General features: G+C 59.3%; 18 protein-coding genes. 9 read left to right on the forward strand and 9 right to left on the reverse strand.

The features are described 5' to 3' along the window. Window positions 1-155: 155 nt before the first annotated feature. The 3 genes from CFA77_RS05015 (at window position 156) to CFA77_RS05025 (ending at window position 4168) form a co-directional block, all read left to right on the forward strand. Window positions 156-1457 carry a NupC/NupG family nucleoside CNT transporter gene (locus CFA77_RS05015; protein WP_206992507.1) on the forward strand — a complete coding sequence of 434 codons (1302 nt, stop codon included), beginning with the start codon at window positions 156-158 and terminating at the stop codon, window positions 1455-1457. A 73-nt stretch (window positions 1458-1530) separates the two neighbouring features. Beyond that, on the forward strand, window positions 1531-3543 hold the full coding sequence (locus CFA77_RS05020; RefSeq protein WP_242517489.1) for a TonB-dependent receptor: 2013 nt from the start codon (window positions 1531-1533) through the stop codon (window positions 3541-3543). 10 nt (window positions 3544-3553) lie between these two features. Next, window positions 3554-4168 (forward strand): glutathione S-transferase family protein, encoded by a 615-nt coding sequence (locus CFA77_RS05025; RefSeq protein WP_206992508.1) that lies wholly within the window; start codon window positions 3554-3556, stop codon window positions 4166-4168. Here the strand turns inward: CFA77_RS05025 and CFA77_RS05030 are convergent. After that, complete coding sequence (locus tag CFA77_RS05030; protein ID WP_206992509.1) at window positions 4165-4953, reverse strand: SDR family NAD(P)-dependent oxidoreductase; 789 nt, start codon at window positions 4951-4953, stop codon at window positions 4165-4167. The genes CFA77_RS05025 and CFA77_RS05030 overlap by 4 nt on opposite strands. After that, window positions 4950-5378 carry a PaaI family thioesterase gene (locus CFA77_RS05035; RefSeq protein ID WP_206992510.1) on the reverse strand — a complete coding sequence of 143 codons (429 nt, stop codon included), beginning with the start codon at window positions 5376-5378 and terminating at the stop codon, window positions 4950-4952. The genes CFA77_RS05030 and CFA77_RS05035 overlap by 4 nt, the downstream gene beginning before the upstream one ends. Window positions 5379-5485: 107 nt before the next feature. Here CFA77_RS05035 and CFA77_RS05040 point away from each other — a divergent pair, with 107 nt between their 5' ends. Genes CFA77_RS05040 through CFA77_RS05050 form a run of 3 tightly spaced genes read left to right on the forward strand, consistent with a single transcriptional unit; the run spans window position 5486 to window position 8139 of the window. Next, on the forward strand, window positions 5486-6646 hold the full coding sequence (locus tag CFA77_RS05040; protein WP_034814156.1) for an acyl-CoA dehydrogenase family protein: 1161 nt from the start codon (window positions 5486-5488) through the stop codon (window positions 6644-6646). A 3-nt stretch (window positions 6647-6649) separates the two neighbouring features. Continuing rightward, window positions 6650-7885, forward strand: coding sequence for a serine hydrolase (locus tag CFA77_RS05045; RefSeq protein ID WP_242517490.1), 1236 nt, complete (start codon window positions 6650-6652; stop codon window positions 7883-7885). Then, window positions 7882-8139 carry a DUF3253 domain-containing protein gene (locus tag CFA77_RS05050; RefSeq protein WP_206992511.1) on the forward strand — a complete coding sequence of 86 codons (258 nt, stop codon included), beginning with the start codon at window positions 7882-7884 and terminating at the stop codon, window positions 8137-8139. Before CFA77_RS05045 ends, CFA77_RS05050 begins: the two co-directional genes overlap by 4 nt. A 5-nt stretch (window positions 8140-8144) precedes the next feature. On the opposite strand, the gene CFA77_RS05055 is transcribed toward CFA77_RS05050, so the two are convergent. The 3 genes from CFA77_RS05055 to CFA77_RS05065 form a co-directional block, all read right to left on the reverse strand. After that, complete coding sequence (locus CFA77_RS05055) at window positions 8145-8645, reverse strand: histidine phosphatase family protein (RefSeq protein WP_206992512.1); 501 nt, start codon at window positions 8643-8645, stop codon at window positions 8145-8147. Next, window positions 8645-9139 carry a DUF3291 domain-containing protein gene (locus CFA77_RS05060; RefSeq protein WP_206992513.1) on the reverse strand — a complete coding sequence of 165 codons (495 nt, stop codon included), beginning with the start codon at window positions 9137-9139 and terminating at the stop codon, window positions 8645-8647. Before CFA77_RS05060 ends, CFA77_RS05055 begins: the two co-directional genes overlap by 1 nt. Window positions 9140-9230: 91 nt before the next feature. Beyond that, complete coding sequence (locus CFA77_RS05065) at window positions 9231-10028, reverse strand: enoyl-CoA hydratase/isomerase (protein ID WP_206992514.1); 798 nt, start codon at window positions 10026-10028, stop codon at window positions 9231-9233. Between the two features lie 148 nt (window positions 10029-10176). Here CFA77_RS05065 and CFA77_RS05070 point away from each other — a divergent pair, with 148 nt between their 5' ends. Further along, window positions 10177-11613 (forward strand): coniferyl aldehyde dehydrogenase, encoded by a 1437-nt coding sequence (locus CFA77_RS05070; RefSeq protein WP_206992515.1) that lies wholly within the window; start codon window positions 10177-10179, stop codon window positions 11611-11613. Window positions 11614-11683: 70 nt separating this feature from the next. Here the strand turns inward: CFA77_RS05070 and CFA77_RS05075 are convergent, their stop codons facing one another. The 3 genes from CFA77_RS05075 to CFA77_RS05085 form a co-directional block, all read right to left on the reverse strand. Further along, complete coding sequence (locus tag CFA77_RS05075; protein ID WP_242517491.1) at window positions 11684-13201, reverse strand: DEAD/DEAH box helicase; 1518 nt, start codon at window positions 13199-13201, stop codon at window positions 11684-11686. Window positions 13202-13396: 195 nt separating this feature from the next. Next, window positions 13397-14059: a zinc ribbon domain-containing protein gene (locus tag CFA77_RS05080; protein WP_206992517.1), complete on the reverse strand. Its 663-nt coding sequence runs from the start codon at window positions 14057-14059 to the stop codon at window positions 13397-13399. Between the two features lie 43 nt (window positions 14060-14102). After that, on the reverse strand, window positions 14103-14711 hold the full coding sequence (locus CFA77_RS05085) for a superoxide dismutase (protein ID WP_206992518.1): 609 nt from the start codon (window positions 14709-14711) through the stop codon (window positions 14103-14105). Between the two features lie 65 nt (window positions 14712-14776). On the opposite strand from CFA77_RS05085, the gene CFA77_RS05090 reads away from it, so the two are divergent. Continuing rightward, a complete protein-coding gene (locus CFA77_RS05090) occupies window positions 14777-15424 on the forward strand; it encodes a squalene/phytoene synthase family protein (protein ID WP_206992519.1) in 648 nt (215 codons plus the stop codon). Here CFA77_RS05090 and CFA77_RS05095 read toward each other — a convergent pair. Beyond that, complete coding sequence (locus tag CFA77_RS05095) at window positions 15421-15843, reverse strand: MerR family DNA-binding protein (RefSeq protein ID WP_206992520.1); 423 nt, start codon at window positions 15841-15843, stop codon at window positions 15421-15423. The genes CFA77_RS05090 and CFA77_RS05095 overlap by 4 nt on opposite strands. A gap of 50 nt (window positions 15844-15893) precedes the next feature. Here CFA77_RS05095 and CFA77_RS05100 point away from each other — a divergent pair, with 50 nt between their 5' ends. Then, window positions 15894-16634, forward strand: coding sequence for a MauE/DoxX family redox-associated membrane protein (locus CFA77_RS05100; RefSeq protein ID WP_206992521.1), 741 nt, complete (start codon window positions 15894-15896; stop codon window positions 16632-16634).

Genomic DNA, 16634 nt, shown 5'->3' on the forward strand with positions numbered 1-16634 from the left:
CGCACTCAGCTGCCAGGTTGCAGCGCTCAACCTGAGCGAAGTCGAAGGATGGGCAGGCTGGGGGAGTTACACGCAGTTGCGCACATGAATACTTCCCCTCCGGCCAAGGCGCCGCTAAGCCTGAATGTGACAGTTTTGGGGAAAGGGAGCGGCGAATGCTTTCCATCGCAGGGTATGAATGGGGCTGGGACAATGCGCGGGCGCTGCTCGGCATCTTGCTGATCTATGGTGTGTGCTGGGTGTTGTCAGAGAAGCGGAAACTGTTTCCGTTCCGGCTGATCATCGGCGCGACGATCATGCAGTTCGTGTTTGCGCTGATCCTGTTTGGCATCCCCTTTGTGCGGGCGATCCTGTTCAAGGCCAATGACGTGGTCGATGGCCTGCAAAATGCGACGCGGGCCGGCACCAGCTTTGTGTTCGGGTATGTCGGTGACAATGTGGCCGCGCAGCAATTGATGGATGGGTCGCCGCCGCCGCTGTTCTTCTTCCAGATTCTGCCAATCGTGATCGTCGTCGCCGCGCTGTCCGCCATTCTCTGGCACTGGCGCATCCTTCAATGGGTCACAAACGGGTTCGCCTATATCTTTCAGCGCGCGATGGGCCTTGGCGGGGCGACGTCTCTCGCCGTGTCGGCCAATGTGTTCATGGGCATGACCGAGGCGCCGGTTCTGATCCGGCCCTACATCAAGGGTATGACCCGGTCTGAGCTGCTGATCATGATGACGGCGGGCTTTGCGACCATCGCAGGCAGTGTGCTTGTGGTGTATGGGGCGTTCCTTGAAGGCAAGATGGACAATCCGCTGGCACAATTGCTGACCGCCTCCATCATGGCGGCCCCGGCAGCGGTGGCCGTGGCGCTCTGCCTGATTCCGGAGACGACGCCCGCGACCGAGCGGATGAAGGAACCTGATTTCAGCTATTCTTCCACGATGGATGCTTTTTCGACGGGCGCCTCTGACGGCCTGAAGATCGTGCTGAACATTGCGACCATGCTGATCGCGGCGCTGGCGCTGCTCTGGCTGGTCAATGCAGGGCTGGGCGCATTCCCGGATGTGGCGGGTGCACCGCTCTCCATTGAGCGTATCCTTGGCTGGATCTTCGCGCCGCTTATGTACATGATCGGCGTGCCGATGGGCGAGGCGGCGCAATCGGGCTCGCTGATGGGCGTGAAGACGGTGCTGACCGAATTCGTGGCCTTCCTGCAACTCGCTGAAGTGCCTCAGGACGCAATGGACCCGCGCACGCGCATCATCACGGCGCACGCCATTTGCGGTTTTGCGAATTTCGGCTCCATGGGCATCCTGATTGGCGGCCTGAGCATTGTGGAACCGGCGCGGCGGGATGATTTCCTGGCGCTGGCTTGGCGGACGCTATTGGCGGGGACGCTGGCGACGTGTCTCTCTGGCGCGGTGGTCGGGGCGCTGCCATATCAGCTATTTGCAGGTGTGGGTGGCTGATCTTTCCGCTCGCCTCCCGCACGGTCAGGCCTAGACTTCAGGGCTGGGATTGGCACGAGTGCGGGATATGAAGATGAGACGATTTCGAATTGGGTTGCTGGCCGCCTGCGGTATGGCAACGGCTATGCCTTCTTTGGCACAGGAACGCTTGGCGCCGGTGAGCGTCTGGGGTGATCGGACAGAGACCGATCCTGGGAGCCTTGCGGGTCTGGACGCTGCTGAGATCGACGAGATCCTCGCCGATCATCCGGCGGAAATCCTGAATAAATTACCCGGTGTGAACATTCAGATGAATTCCGGGCAGGAGCATCTGGTTGCAATCCGCTCACCCGTCCTGACCGGAGGGGCCGGGCAGGGAAGTTTCCTGATCATGGAGAATGGCATCCCGGTGCGCTCGCCCGCTTTTGGCAACGTCAACAGTCTGTTCGAGCCACATCATGAAGTGGCGAGCGGGATTGAAGTCGTGCGCGGGCCGGGCAGTGCGAAATACGGTTCCAATGCCGTGCACGGACTGGTCAATGTCATCTTGCCGGAAGTCGGCAGCGGCGGCCAGGTGGTCGCGAGCTATGGCACACTCGGTCGCTGGCGTACGGATGTGACGCTGGACGAGGGAGAGCACTGGTTGGCGGCGGTGTCGCTACAAAAGGATACCGGCTGGCGCGACAATACCGGCGTCGACCAGCAGAAGCTGACACTGGTCGGCGACTGGATGCTGGGCGACTGGGACACGACGACATGGCTCACCGCGTCAAACCTCAACCAGGAAACGGCCGGCTTTGCACAGGGGCCGGATGCCTACAAGGATGAGGACATTGCCAAATCCAATCCGAACCCGGAAGCCTACCGCGATGCGTGGTCGGCGCGGGCAGGCGCGCGGCTGTCTCGAAACCTCAGCGGCGGCACGCTGACCCTGACGCCGTATGCGCACACCCAGTCGATGATCTTTGCACAGCACTTCCTGCCGAATGGTGGCGTGGAGAAGAATGGCTCGACCGGTGGGGGTGTGATGGCGCGCTTTGAGCGGGAGGCTTCCGACAGCCTGACCTGGCGCGTGGGCGCGGATGTTGATGTTGCAAGCGGCTGGCTGACTGAAATCCAGCCCGAACCGTTCGGCTTCTTTCCGGGCGACTCGCGTTTCCCGCAAGGCAAACACTATGACTACACCGTCGACACGTTGATGGGGGCGGTCTGGGGCGAGCTGGATTTTGCGCTGGGTGAGGATGTGCACGTGCTGGCTGGGCTGCGCGCGGAAGCGCATGAGTATGACTATTCGACCGATGTGGCGCCCGGCATCAATGGCCGGTTCAATGTGCCGGATGACCGGACCGATAATTTTGACCTCCTGACGCCGAAGCTGGGCCTGATCTGGTCGGTAACGGAGGTGACCGATCTTTATGCGAACTATGCCCGCGGCGAGCGCGCTCCGCAGGCCTCTGATCTCTACCGCCTGCAAAGCCTGCAAGTGGCCGGGCAGGTGAAGGAAGAGACGCTCGACAGCGTCGAGATTGGCGCGCGGGGCAAAGCGCTGAACGGTCGGCTGGTATATGATGTTGCGGCCTACTGGATGGAGAAGGACAATTTCTTCTTCCGTGACAGTGACGGGCTGAACGTTCCGGATGGGGCGACCGAACACAAGGGCGTTGAGATGTCCGCGGCATTTGATCTGACGCCTGCCCTGAGCGTGTCCGGCTCGGCCAGTTGGTCTGACCAGACCTATACATTCGACCGGATCACCGGCTCCGGCACCGAGACCATCCGCGACGGCAACGAGATCGACACGGCGCCGGAATGGCTGGCCAATGTCTCGCTGGACTGGCAGGCGACGGACGCGATCAAGCTGTCGCTGAATGTTGATCATGTCGGCGAATATTTTGTCGACCCGGCGAACACGACGACCTATCCCGGACATACTGTGCTGGGCGCGCGGGGCGCGTGGGCCCTCAGCGAAACGGCCGAGCTGTTCCTGATCGTGCGGAATCTGACAGATGAGAAATATGCCGACCGGGCAGATCTCGCCTTTGGCAATGAACGCTACTTCCCTGGCGAACCTCTGAATGCGACGCTGGGCATGAGAAAAACATTCTAGGAGGAAACCGATGAAACTCTATCATAGCCCCATGGCCCCCAATCCGGACCGGGTTGTCTTTTTCCTGCGCGCGAAAGGCAAATTGGACGCGGTGGATCTGGAAGAAGTCTCCATCATGAAACAGGAGCACCGGACGAAGGAATATCGCGAGGTCTCTCCGTTTGCGCAGGTGCCGGCGCTGGTGCTGGATGATGGGACCAAGGTCACCGAAAGCCGGGCGATTTGTACCTATTTCGAGAATGTCTTCCCGGAGCCGAACCTGATGGGAACGGACGCGAAGGAAAAGGCCCTGATCGAGATGTGGGATCGCCGGGTCGAGCTGATGTTCATGGTGCAGTTCGCGACCTGGTTCCGCAATGCGCATGAGATGATGGCGCCGCTGGAAGTCCCGCAGAGCGCCGAGGCCGCTGCCAAGGGTGAGAAGAACGCCAAGCGCATGGCTGAGCGGTTTGATGCCCACCTTGCCGACCACGAATATCTCGCGGCTGACCGGTTCTCGATTGCGGACATTACGCTGTTCATCACCTGTGGCTTCTGCCGCGTGATGAAATGGGCGCCGCACAAGGAGCACGAGAATCTCGGTCGCTGGTACGACGCCATGAAGGCACGCGGTTTTGCGGGCTAGGCGTTCTTGATGTTCATCCCGCCATCGACCGGGATATGCACGCCGGTCAGGAAGCTGGCCGCTGGCAGGACGAGAGATAGCGTCATATTGGCCACCTCTTCCGGGATGCCGTAACGGCGCAAAGGCACGCGGCGCTTGGCGTAGATTTCCTTGTGCTCGTCCTGGATGCCAGCGGTGATGCCCGTATGGATCGGGCCGGGGCAGATCGCATTGACGGTGATGCCTTCACGACCAAGGTCGACGGCGAGCCCGCGGGTCAGGCCGATGACGCCATGTTTGGCTGCGACATAGGGCGAATTGCCCGGCGTGGCGCCAAGGCCTTCCGTGGACGCAATATTCACGATGCGACCAAAGCATGCCTTGCGCATGTAAGGGAGCGCTGCGCGGATGGCGCGCTGGTGGGAGGTCAGCATGACATTGATGCTGTCGGCCCATGCGTCTTCATAGCTGTCCTCGGCAACGTCAGCCATCCTGGCGAAGCCGGCATTGTTCACGAGAATTTCCAGCCCGCCGAAATGCGCGGCCGTCTCGTCCACGACGCGCTTGATCGCGTCCTTGTCGCTGACGTCCAGCGCCCAGCCCTGCACATTGGCGAAGCCAGCATCACGGATTTCCTGAACAACGACATCGACATTTTCCTGCTTGAGGTCTGTCACGGCGACGTTGGCGCCTTGGCGGGCGAACAGGTGGGCGGTGGCGCGGCCCATGCCGCTGGCGGCGCCGGTAATGAGTGCGGTCTTGCCTTCAATGGAGCGCGAGAGATCCTGATATGGCGGGTGGCTCATGTGCGTTTCTTTCGTTTCTTGATTGTGCCGGAGAAGTTGAGGACGGGTCGGCCATTCGCGGTGACAAGGCCGCGCACGAAGGTGATGGAGCCCCCCTTGCGGAGCACTTCGCCGCGCGCCTCGATATATTCGCCTTCCAGCGCGCCATCCAGAAATTCAGACGTGAAGGCGACCGTGACTCCATATTCGCCCTCCATGCCGTCATGCGCGATCGCGAACAGGGAGAAGTCACCGAACGCCATCAGGCAGCCGCCATGCATCACGCCGCCCGCATTCATATGCTTGCGTTGTGCCCGAAAGGCCGCGACCGGGCCATCATCGTCAATCTTGAAATAGAACGGACCGGCGGCATCGTGTTCAAACGGCTCGTCGGGCCATGTCTGCCAGCCGGCAAACTCCCCGGTTTGGACTGTTTCTGCGGTCATTCCGCCTCCCTGCTGTTTTTCCGGCACGATACCGCACAGTCACCCTTCGACAAGCGTGCCGTTGGGGCATAGATTACGCGGGAAGGTATATAATCGGAGGAAATCGTATGGCATTCGATGCCGAAATCCGCGCGGCGCTGATCGAGCAGGTCCGCCGCTTCGTGACCGAGAAATGCGTGCCGATCGAGGCGCAAGTGGGCGACGAGGACGAAGTTCCGCAGGCTGTGGTCGATGAGATGAAGAATCTCGGCCTGTTCGGCATTGCGGTGCCGGAAGAGTATGGCGGCCTCGCGCTGGACATGGAGACCGAGGCGCTGGTGGCGTTTGAACTCGGCCAGACCTCTCCAGCCTTCCGCAGTGTGGCCGGCACGAATATCGGTATTGGGAGCCAGGCGCTCGTCCTGTTCGGGACCGACGCGCAGAAGGAAAAATGGCTGCCGGGCATCGCGTCAGGCGATCTGATTGCGAGCTTTGCGCTGACCGAGCCGGAAGCGGGCTCTGATGCGGGCAGCCTGACCACAAAGGCAATCCGTGACGGCGATCATTATGTGCTGAACGGCACCAAGCGCTACATCACCAATGCCAACAAGGCGGACCTGTTCACAGTCATGGCGCGGACCGATGTGGATACGCCGGGCCCAAAGGGCGTGTCAGCCTTTGTCGTGGAGCGCGACACACCGGGCGTGTCGGTTGGCGTGCCGGAAAAGAAGATGGGCCAGCAGGGCGCGCACATTTGTGACGTGATCTTCGAAGATGCCCGCGTGCCAGCCGAGAACATCATCGGCAAGGAAGGCGAAGGCTTCAAGGTTGCGATGAGCGTGCTCGACAAGGGACGCCTGCACATCTCAGCCGTAGCGACGGGCGTGTCGAAACGCCTGATCCGCGAGATGGTGAATTATGCCCTCGAGCGGAAGCAATTCGGCACGGCCATCATGAACCACCAGATGATCCAGGCGATGATCGCTGACAGTCAAGCTGAGACTTATGCGGCGGAATGCATGATCATGGACGCCGCGCGTCGGCGCGATGCGGGCGAGGATGTCACCCTACTCGCCTCTTCCACGAAACTGTTTGCCACCGAGGCGTGCGGCCGGGTGGCTGATCGTGCGGTGCAGGTGTTTGGCGGCGCAGGCTATGTCTCCGACTATGGCATCGAGCGATTCTACCGCGACGTGCGCATCTTCCGCCTGTATGAAGGCACCAGCCAGATCCAGCAGATCATCATCGCACGCGAATTGGCCAAGGCGGCCAAAGCCGGGAGACTTTAAGCCATGTTCGAACACGATTTGACCGACCCGCATGATGTGGGCCTGAATGCCGAACGGCTTGCAGCCATTCCGCAATATTTCCAGCAGAACTATATCGACCGAGGCAAATTACCATGCGTGGCGACATTGGTGTCACGCGGGGGCGAGGTGGCGCTGGAGGATTATTCCGGCACCACGCATATTGGCGAAGGCGAACCGATCGGTCCGCATACGATCTTCCGAATCTATTCCATGACCAAGCCAGTCACGTCGCTGGCGGCGATGATGCTGTTCGAGGAGGGCAAGTTGCGCCTGGACCATGAAGTGTCGCGCTTCATTCCCGAGTTCGCGGACGTCCAGGTTTTCGACGGAGGCAATCGCGAGGATTATACGACCCGCGCACCTGACCGCCCGATGACAATCCTGGACTTGTTCACGCATACATCGGGAATCACGTACGGCTTCCTGATGCAGGACGAACCTGACGCGATCTATCGCAAGCACAAGATCGGTGCGCCGACCGAAACCTTGCTGGAAATGAGCCAGCGGATCGCGAAACTGCCGCTCTCCTTCTCGCCTGGTACACAATGGGGATATGGGCATTCCATTGACGTGCTCGGCGCGATTGTCGAAATCGTTGCGGGGCAACCTCTCGATGAGTTCTTCCGGGAACGTATTTTTGGTCCACTTGGCATGGATGATACCGACTTCTGGGTGCCGGAGAGCAAGATTGACCGGTTGATGGCATGCTACAACAAGCATCCGTTGACTGGCGAGATATCGATGTCCGATGCCGCTGGCAAGGAATCGAAGCTCTATAGCAAGCGTCCGAAACTACTGAATGCTGGCGGCGGTCTGGCCTCTACCGTGCGGGATTATCACCGTTTCTGCCTGATGCTGATGCGTGGCGGTACGCTGGACGGCGCCCGCATCATCAGCCCGAAGACGTGGGAGTTCATGCGCCAAAATCATCTTCCGGATGGCAAGACGATCAAGGAGATGGGAGACAAGACGTTCTCCGAAGCGCGGATGGAAGGCAATGGTTTCGGGCTCGGGGGCTCTGTGCTGACTGATCCGGTTGCCTCGATGCAGCCTTCCAGTCTGGGCAATTTCAGCTGGGGTGGCCTTGCGTCCACCTTCTTCTGGATTGATCCCGAAGAAGAAATGGTCGTCATCCAGGCGACACAGATGATCCCTTCAGGCACCTATCCGATCAGGCCACAATTGCAGCAACTCGTGTATGCGGCGGTGGACTGGTGAGCGAGGAGAAAGCGAACCCGGTCAGGCAGGCGATTCTAGATCTGACCACAGAAGCTGGTGCAGGCAAGACGATCAGTGCTGAACAGGCAGCGCGCGCCGTGAGTGATGCGAATTTTCAACGTGTGCTGAAGGATGTGCGGGCAGAAGCCGTGCGCCTGCACAAGGCGGGCACAGTCTTGATCTATCGGAAAGGCAAACCTGTCGAGGATCCGGATGTGTTCAAGGGCGTCTATCGGCTGGGCCTTCCAGCCTGACGTAGCTAGTTTCCATAGCGGCGGATTTCTGTCTGGAATCCGCGGCCTTTGGAAGTCAGTACATAAAGGCGGTCATACTCAGTGGCCTCGACAATCGGCGCGCCGGGTTTGCCGCCGAGTGCTTTGACGAGTTCGGGCGTGGTGTTGGAATGGCCCACGACGAGGATGTTTCCGGGCGTCGCGCGGAGCATGTTCGCAAAGGTCTCCAGATTACCGGCGTCATAGGGCAGCACGGTGAGGCCAGTGGCCTTGGCAATTGGAAGAGCTGTCTGTCGCGTGCGCCGGGTATCGGTTGAGTAGATCGCTGTAAGGCCGGCCTGCTTCAATTCGTTTGCGAGAATATCAGCCCTGGCCCGACCGACAACCGTCAGGTCCGGATCGTCTCCGGCGGCTTTCTCTGCGTGGCGGACCAGATAGATTTGGCGGGCATCTGGCGCAGGCGACGAGGCGCACGCCGCCAATGGGATCGACGCCAAAAGCCCGAGTGCAAGTCTCCGTGTCAGCATCAGGCTGCCACCGGTTTGCGGATCGGGCGCTCAAGGGAAAACGCAGATTCTGTCGGACCGTTCTGCCTCAGGGATTGCAGCCTCTCCCAGCCATCCTGCATCGAGAAGCGCTCACCCCGCGGGGCCCACCAGAGTACGAAGCTGGCCCCGTCACTGCGGTCCAGACTGTCGGACAGACGGCGCATCCCGGGTGGGTGTGTGCGTCCATTGTAAGAGAACTCTTTCAGGGCTTCGATCGATGTCCAGCCAGCCATGGTGCACACATCCGGCGCAGCCATGTCGCGGGGATAAGGAAAGGCATCTTGCATGCCATACCAGTCACCATTTGGGCGCCGGATGCCGTGCGTATGCCAATGCATGCCGTCAAACGAGTCCGCGTCAGTGAAGATACGGGGCAAAATTGCCATGAATACCCGGACGAATTCATTCTCCATGTTGAACGCGCCTAATGGGCGCGCGCAATTGAAGTGAATCAATCGGTATTCCGTCGTCATTGAAATGTCCCCGTCCAATCTGGACAGGGATATGACAAAGCCGTTTCGCAATTGTTAAGAGAAAACGGACGGCAAAAAATAAACCTTCCGGCTACTTCCCTTTAAACTCTGCCGGGCGTTTCTTGAGGAATGCGGTAACGCCTTCCTTGAAGTCATCCGTGCGCCCAGCAGTGCGTTGAGCGATGCGCTCGTCGTAGATGGCTTCGTCGAAGTCGGATTCGCAGGCTTTCCAGATCAGCTCGCGTGCCAGAGACAGGGCGATGGTCGGGCCGGTTGCCAACTTCTCGGCCATTTCCAAAGCCGTGGGCATCAATTGGTCATCCTCAACGATGCGATTGACCATGCCCCATTCCAACGCTTTTTCCGCAGGGACCTTATCGCCGAACAGCGCCATTTCCATTGCGCGCACGCGGCCGATCGTGCGGGCCAGAAGCCAGGTCGATCCGCCATCTGGTACGAGGCCTATGCGGCGGAAGGCTTGAAGGAAATAGGCGCTCTGGGCGCAAACCACGATGTCGCCAACAAGTGCGAGTGAACAGCCGACGCCAGCAGCGGGACCATTCACGGCAGTAATGACCGGATGCGGATGTTCCTTGATGGCCTGCATCAGCGGATTGTAGTGCGTTGTGAGGGCGCGCCCCGCATCTGGCTTGGAGCCTTCATGGCTGAGTTGTACGCTGAGACCGCCGGGGCCGAGATTCGCGCCGGAACAGAAGCCACGACCTGAGCCGGTCAGAATAGTGCAACGCGCCTCGTCCGCTGCCACTTCGAATGCGTGGAGCAATTCCTGCGCTGTATCGACGCCGCAGGCATTCAGCGTGCTTGGATCATCAAAGCTGATGACGGCGATGTCGCCTTTCAGCTCATAGGAAATTTTTGTGTAGGCCATGTGTTCCGCTCCCGATGGACGTTTTTTTACACCCTATTGTGTCGTCTGGCCCGCGTGAACGCCTGACCCAACGGAAATGTTTTTTATTTTGTTCAGGGGTCAATGCGCGTTACACTCAGGTGAGGAAACGACCCAAAGGAAGAAATACATGGCCCTAGATAGTGCTACCGGATCCGGCATGAGCTCGATACTGAGCCGCCAGAAAGCCGCACATATTCGCGACGGCATTCCCTCCGTTTCGAAACGAATCGAATGGCTGGACAAGTCCATCGACCTTCTGGTGACGCATGGCGACGCTCTGGCCGAAGCCATGCGGGAAGATTTTGGCCATCGATCTGTGGACCAGTCGAATTTGACCGATATTGCCGGGTCTATCGGCGCGCTCAAATTCTCGAAGAAGCATGTCGCCAAATGGATGCGGCCTGAGAAACGCAAGGTCGAATTTCCGCTTGGCTTGCTCGGCTCGCGCGCGGAGCTTCAGTTCCAGCCAAAGGGCGTGATCGGTGTGATCAGCCCCTGGAACTTCCCGGTCAATTTGACCTTCGCGCCGCTGGCGGGCGTGTTCGCTGCTGGCAATCGCGCGATGATCAAGCCATCGGAATTCACCGAGGCGACCTCAGAGCTGATGAAACAGCTGATTGGTCAGTATTATGACGAAGAAGAAGTCGCGGTCATCACGGGCGGTCCGGAAGTGGGCGCGGAATTCTCCAAGCTTGCTTTTGACCATATGGTCTTCACGGGCGCGACGTCGATTGCGCACCACGTCATGCGCGCCGCAGCAGACAATCTCGTGCCGCTGACGCTGGAGCTTGGCGGGAAAAGCCCGGTCATCCTCGGGCGGTCGGCCAATATGGAAAAAGCGGCAAGCCGTATCATGGCGGGCAAGACTTTGAACGCAGGCCAAATCTGCCTGGCTCCAGACTATGCCTTCGTGCCGCAGGAAAAGACCGCAGAATTTGTGGGCGCGGCGACCAAAGCCATTGAGACGATGTATCCGTCGGGCCTGAAAGACAATGACGACTACACATCAGTCGTGAACCAGCGCCATTATGACCGGATCATGAGCTATATCGAGGAAGCGCGCGAAAAAGGCGCGGAGGTCCACGAGCTCAATCCGGCGGGAGAGAACTTCTCCCAACAGCCGCACCGCAAGATCCCGCCGCACATTATCGTCAATCCGGGCGATGATTTGAAAGTTATGCAGGATGAAATTTTCGGTCCGATCCTGCCCATCAAGTCTTATGGTGAAACAAAAGATGCGGTGGCATATGTAAACGCGCATGACCGGCCGCTTGGGCTTTACTATTTCGGTGAGGACTCGACCGAGAAAGATTACGTGCTGAACAATACGACGTCGGGGGGCGTGACCGTGAATGACGTCATCTTCCATGTCGCGCAGGAAGACCTGCCCTTTGGCGGTGTGGGTCCATCCGGCATGGGCAGCTATCACGGTCGGGACGGCTTCATGGAGTTCAGTCACAAGAAGTCAGTGTACACGCAAACGGGCAGTGAGATGCTGGCCATGATGCGCCCGCCTTATGGCGACAAGTTCCGGGGTCAGGTGAAAGGCCGCATCAAGCGCTAGGCTCTGTTTCCGGAAACAAGAAAGCCCGCCGGCAATGCTGGCGGGCTTTTTCTTTTGCGGTCTGTTCGAACTAGCGTTTCAGGAATGCTGGAATATCGCTGCCGAAGCCTTTGACCTTTTCAGGAGCCGGATCGAGGATAGGGTCGTCATCCTTGCGCTTGCGGTCCCGTTCGCGATCGCGTTTTGGCTTCGCCGCACGCTCGCGCTTTGGCTTCTCTTCCGGGCGATCATCGGTCTGGGCATCGGACTTCGGTTCAGTCTTTGCCTTGGGCTCTTCAGCCTTGGCTTTAGGCTTGGACTCGGCGGGAGTTGCCTCTTCCAGCTTGTCGGCGTTCTCGTCGCGCCGACGGCTGCGCGAGCGACCTCCGCGTGATTTGTCGTCACGACTGCCTGACCGGGAACGGCCGCGGCTGCGACTTTCATCCGGTGGCAGGTCTCCGAGTTCTTCAAGCAGGCCCTCGGGCATATAGTCCTCGACATCCTGCTGGATCATCTTGAGGACAAAGCCCCAGGATTTTTCGTCCGACGGTGACACAACCGTGAAGCTTTCGCCCGTACGCCCGGCGCGGCCGGTCCGCCCGATCCGGTGAACATAATCCTCGTCTTTGGGTGGCGGCGAATAGTTGAAGACATGCCCGACGTCCGGAATGTCTAGCCCGCGTGCGGCGACATCCGACGCTACGAGCAGCTTCAGGTCGCCGTCACGGAAACGCTGCAGCACCTGGGTGCGAAAGGCCTGCGGCAGGTCGCCATGAATGGCGGCGGCGTCGTGGCCATGCTTTTGCAAAGAGGCCGCGACGATATCGACTTCGACCTTCCGGTTACAGAAGACGATGCCGTTCTTCACGTCGCGGGACTCGATCACGCGGCGCAGCGCGGTGCGCTTGGCCTTCGCGTCATTGGTCGGAATGTGGACCACGTGCTGTGTGATCGTCTTGGCGGCGTCCGTCGGACGGGCAACTTCGATCTTGACCGGGTCGCGCTGGAAGGTCTTCGCCAGTCTCTGAATATCAGTCGGGAAGGTTGCCGAGAATAGCAGAGTCTGCCGTTTCGCCGGAATTTTGGAGACAATCTTCTCGATGTCGGGAATGAAGCCCATGTCGAGCATGCGGTCGGCTTCGTCAATGATGAGGTAGTCGACCCCCATCAGCAGCAGCTTTCCGCGTTCGAACTGGTCCATCAGGCGGCCCGGTGTGGCGATCAGTACGTCGACACCGCGTTGGAGCAGGCCTTCTTGTTCCTTGAAGCTGACACCGCCAATGAGCAGGGCCATGGTGAGTTTCAGGTGCTTGCCATACTTCTCGAAATTCTCGGCCACCTGCGCGGCCAGTTCGCGCGTCGGGCAGAGGATCAGGCAACGGGGCATGCGGGCCCTCGCCCGTCCGCGCGCAAGGCGATGGATCATCGGGAGCACGAAGGCCGCCGTCTTGCCGGTGCCGGTTTGCGCGATGCCTGTGACGTCGCCGCCGGCGAGGATATGGGGGATGGCTTCGGCCTGGATCGGCGTGGGCGTGGTATAGCCTGCCTCTTCCACAGCCTTAAGTACGTTCGGCCCAAGGCCGAGGTCTGCAAATGTTACGTCAGTCAATGTTATGGTTCCTGGAATGGTTTCTGATTCAACCCGGCGGCCTTGGTGGCCGCAGTTTCCCGCGTTCAGTGCCTTAGTGCACTTTTGGCGGGCCGGGCGAATTCCATGCCCGGAGCGTCGTGTTGCGCTGCACATAAGCCAAATTGTGACTAAATGGAAGGGGGGCCGCCCAGCTTTCGCCCGAGAGCGCGCAGGTCAGACGCGATAGCGCTGGACGTCATCGATCAGATTTTGCAGCACGCGCTTGGATCGGCCCCAATCAAATGCCTGTCCGGGCACGGTAATCGTGCCTTTCAGCAATGTGCCTTCCTCACGGGATTCCAAAGTGATGATCATGTTGCCTTCCCAGGACCAGACAGAAGAGGCCATTTTGGAATTGATGATGCAGCCATCGCCTGCCTCTGAAATATCCACGATTGGCTGGCTACGGCTGGCGAGCGAACAGACCACGGCAGCGAGCGTTTCGCCGAACGTGTTGCGAAAGCCTTGCGACAGTTCGCGGTCCATCTTGAGGCCGAGCTTGGCATAAAGCGGGATGGCGATGTCTTTCATCGCGGCCAGCGGGACCCCGCCCGCGCCAGCCGCCGCCATGACGGGCTCGGCATATTTGAAGAACTGTTCTGCGGTCATCCCTTGGGGAGTCGCCCCGGTGACTTGGACGACCCGTGCTCGAACATCGGGATGGTTGATGATCTCTCCCACATTCATCGAATTGCGCCAATCGACGCTGGGATCAACATTCTGTGCAGGGAAGGATGGCGGTGAGGCGGAGTGTGCGCCGTCTGTAACAGCTGTTCCGCAATTGGCGCAGAAGCGGTGGCCATCTCCCAGCTTCTGTCCGCAATTTGTACAAAACATGGGCGGTCCCCTCGTCCATATGACGAGAGGACCTTACCCCAAATCAGGCGCCCGCGTCAGCGAGATTCTGGTTCGCAAAATCCCAATTCACGAGATTGTCCAGGAAAGCGCCCATATAGTTCGGGCGGCTGTTCTGGTAGTCGAGGTAGTATGCGTGCTCCCAGACATCCATGGTCAGGATCGGCGTAGCGTCGATATCTGTGACCGGCGTTTCCGCGTTCGGGGTCTTGGTGATGTGCAGCTTGCCGCCCTTGTAGACCAGCCAGGCCCAACCGGAGCCAAACTGACCGCCGCCTGCTGCTTTGAAGTCCTTCACGAACTGGTCGTAGCCGCCCAGGTCGCGGTCGATCAGTTCTGCCACTTTGCCGTGCGGTTTGCCGCCGCCGCCCGGTTTCATGCAGTGCCAGTAAAATGTGTGGTTCCAGACCTGGGCCGCATTGTTGAACAGGCCGGCCTTGCCGCTATCGGCTGCGGCTTTCTTGATGATGGATTCGAGCGACTCGTTTTCGAGGTCGGTGCCCTCGATCAGGCCGTTGAGGTTGTTGACATAAGCGGCGTGGTGCTTGCCGTGGTGAAAGTTCAAGGTCTCCTCGGAGATGTGCGGCGCCAGGGCGTCGCGTCCGTATGGGAGATCAGGGAGGGAAAATGCCATTTTGGGCGTCCTTTCTTGCAGCAAAGTATCTGGTCTAATTACGCGTCTTCCCACATATGGGTTGCATGTCAAACCAGACTAGCCCTCTTTCCAAATCTCAATGGGCCGCAATCGACAAGCGGATTCTGCGGGCAGACGAAGACCGCTGGATTTCCAGCCGCTATGCGAAGGACGATCAGCGACAGGCGCTGACGGCACTTTATGCGCTGGCATACGAGCTGGCACGGGTGCGCCTGGTGGTTTCGGAAGAGGGTCTTGGCCTGATCCGGTTCCAATGGTGGCGGGATGCAATTTCCGAAATTGAAATGGGCAAAGTGCGCGAACATGACGTCGCGCGGGCCTTGAAAGAAGAGATCGAGGCCGGGCGCCTGAAAGCACGCGCCTTGCAGGATCTGATTGATGGTTATCAGGCTGCCTTTGAAGCGCAGGACCGGGCATTGGAACCGGAAGGCTGGCTTGCGCTGACGGCGGCGCATGTGCTGACGCCGATGCATAACTGGGCTGAGGAAATCCGGAACGTCGCGCCCTATTTTGCCGCCGCTCGCCGCTCTGACTCCAAGGCATTCGGCCCGATCCTGCCGCCTGCACCGAAGCCGATCCGGCCAGCCATTGCGCATTTCCGGCTGCGCAAACTCTACACCGAGGGCAAGACGCCGAACGCGATCCAGAAACGGCTCTGCGTGCTGCAGGCGGTCCGTAGCGGCAAGGTCTAGGGCTCGAACGCCTTCAGGATGGGACATGGGCCGCCATCCTCATATGCACATTCTTCCGCAAGCCGTTTCAATGACGCCCGGGCCTGCTGTAGCTCGTTGATCTGGGCATCCAGCGCCTTGAGACGATCTGTTGCCATTTGTCTCGCTTCCGTGCGGTCTGTCATCGCGTCGAGTTCGATCAGGCGGGCAATTTGCTTCAACGTGAAGCCGGCGGCCTGCGCAGAGCGAATGAAGCGAAGGCGTTCCATATCTGCACGGCCATATTGGCGGATGCCACCTGAGACGCCGCTGCCTTGTGGGCGCTCCGGTAGCGGCATCAGACCCAGACGCTGATAATAGCGGACGGTTTCCACACCTACGCCTCCAGCTTTGGCCAATTTTCCAATCGAGATTTGAAGATCGTGTTGCAACCGTACCATGGTACGGGGGTTATATAGGCAAGGTCTGAAGTCCACAATCGGAGTTTCCCATGTCTACGACCAAACCCGTCGCCCATCTCTACCGGATGAAAACACCGTCGCATGTCTGTCCGTTCGGGCTGAAAAGCCGGGCGCTTCTGAACCGCAAAGGGTATGCGGTGGATGATCATCTCCTGACCAGCCGCGAGGAGACCGATGCCTTCAAGCGAGAGCATGATGTAAAGACGACGCCTCAGACTTTCATCGACGGAAAGCGGATCGGCGGATACGACGCCTTGAAGGAATTCTTCGGCCAGCCTGCGAAGGATAAGGACACGAAGACCTATACGCCGGTCATGGCCATCTTCGCGTCGGCTGCCCTGATGGCGCTAGCTGTCAGCTGGGCAGCCTATGGCAGCTTGCTGACCATCCGTGCAGCGGAGTGGTTCATTGCGATCAGCATGTGCATCCTGTCCATCCAGAAATTGCGGGACCTTGAAAGCTTTTCCAACTCGTTTCTCGGCTACGACCTGTTGGCGCGGAAATGGGTCAGGTACGCTTATATCTATCCGTTTGCGGAATTGCTGGCAGGCGTGCTGATGATTGCTGGCGCATTGATCTTTCTGGCGGCGCCGGTCGCCCTGTTCATCGGCACGATTGGTGCGGTATCAGTTTTCCGTGCGGTCTATATCGAGAAGCGAGACCTGAAATGCGCCTGTGTCGGCGGAGACAGCAATGTGCCGCTGGGCTTTGTCTCCCTGACCGAAAACCTGATGATGATCGCAATGGCTGTGTGGATGCTGGCCAAATAA

This window comes from Hyphomonas sp. KY3, assembly GCF_017309975.1.
Lineage (GTDB): Bacteria > Pseudomonadota > Alphaproteobacteria > Caulobacterales > Hyphomonadaceae > Hyphomonas.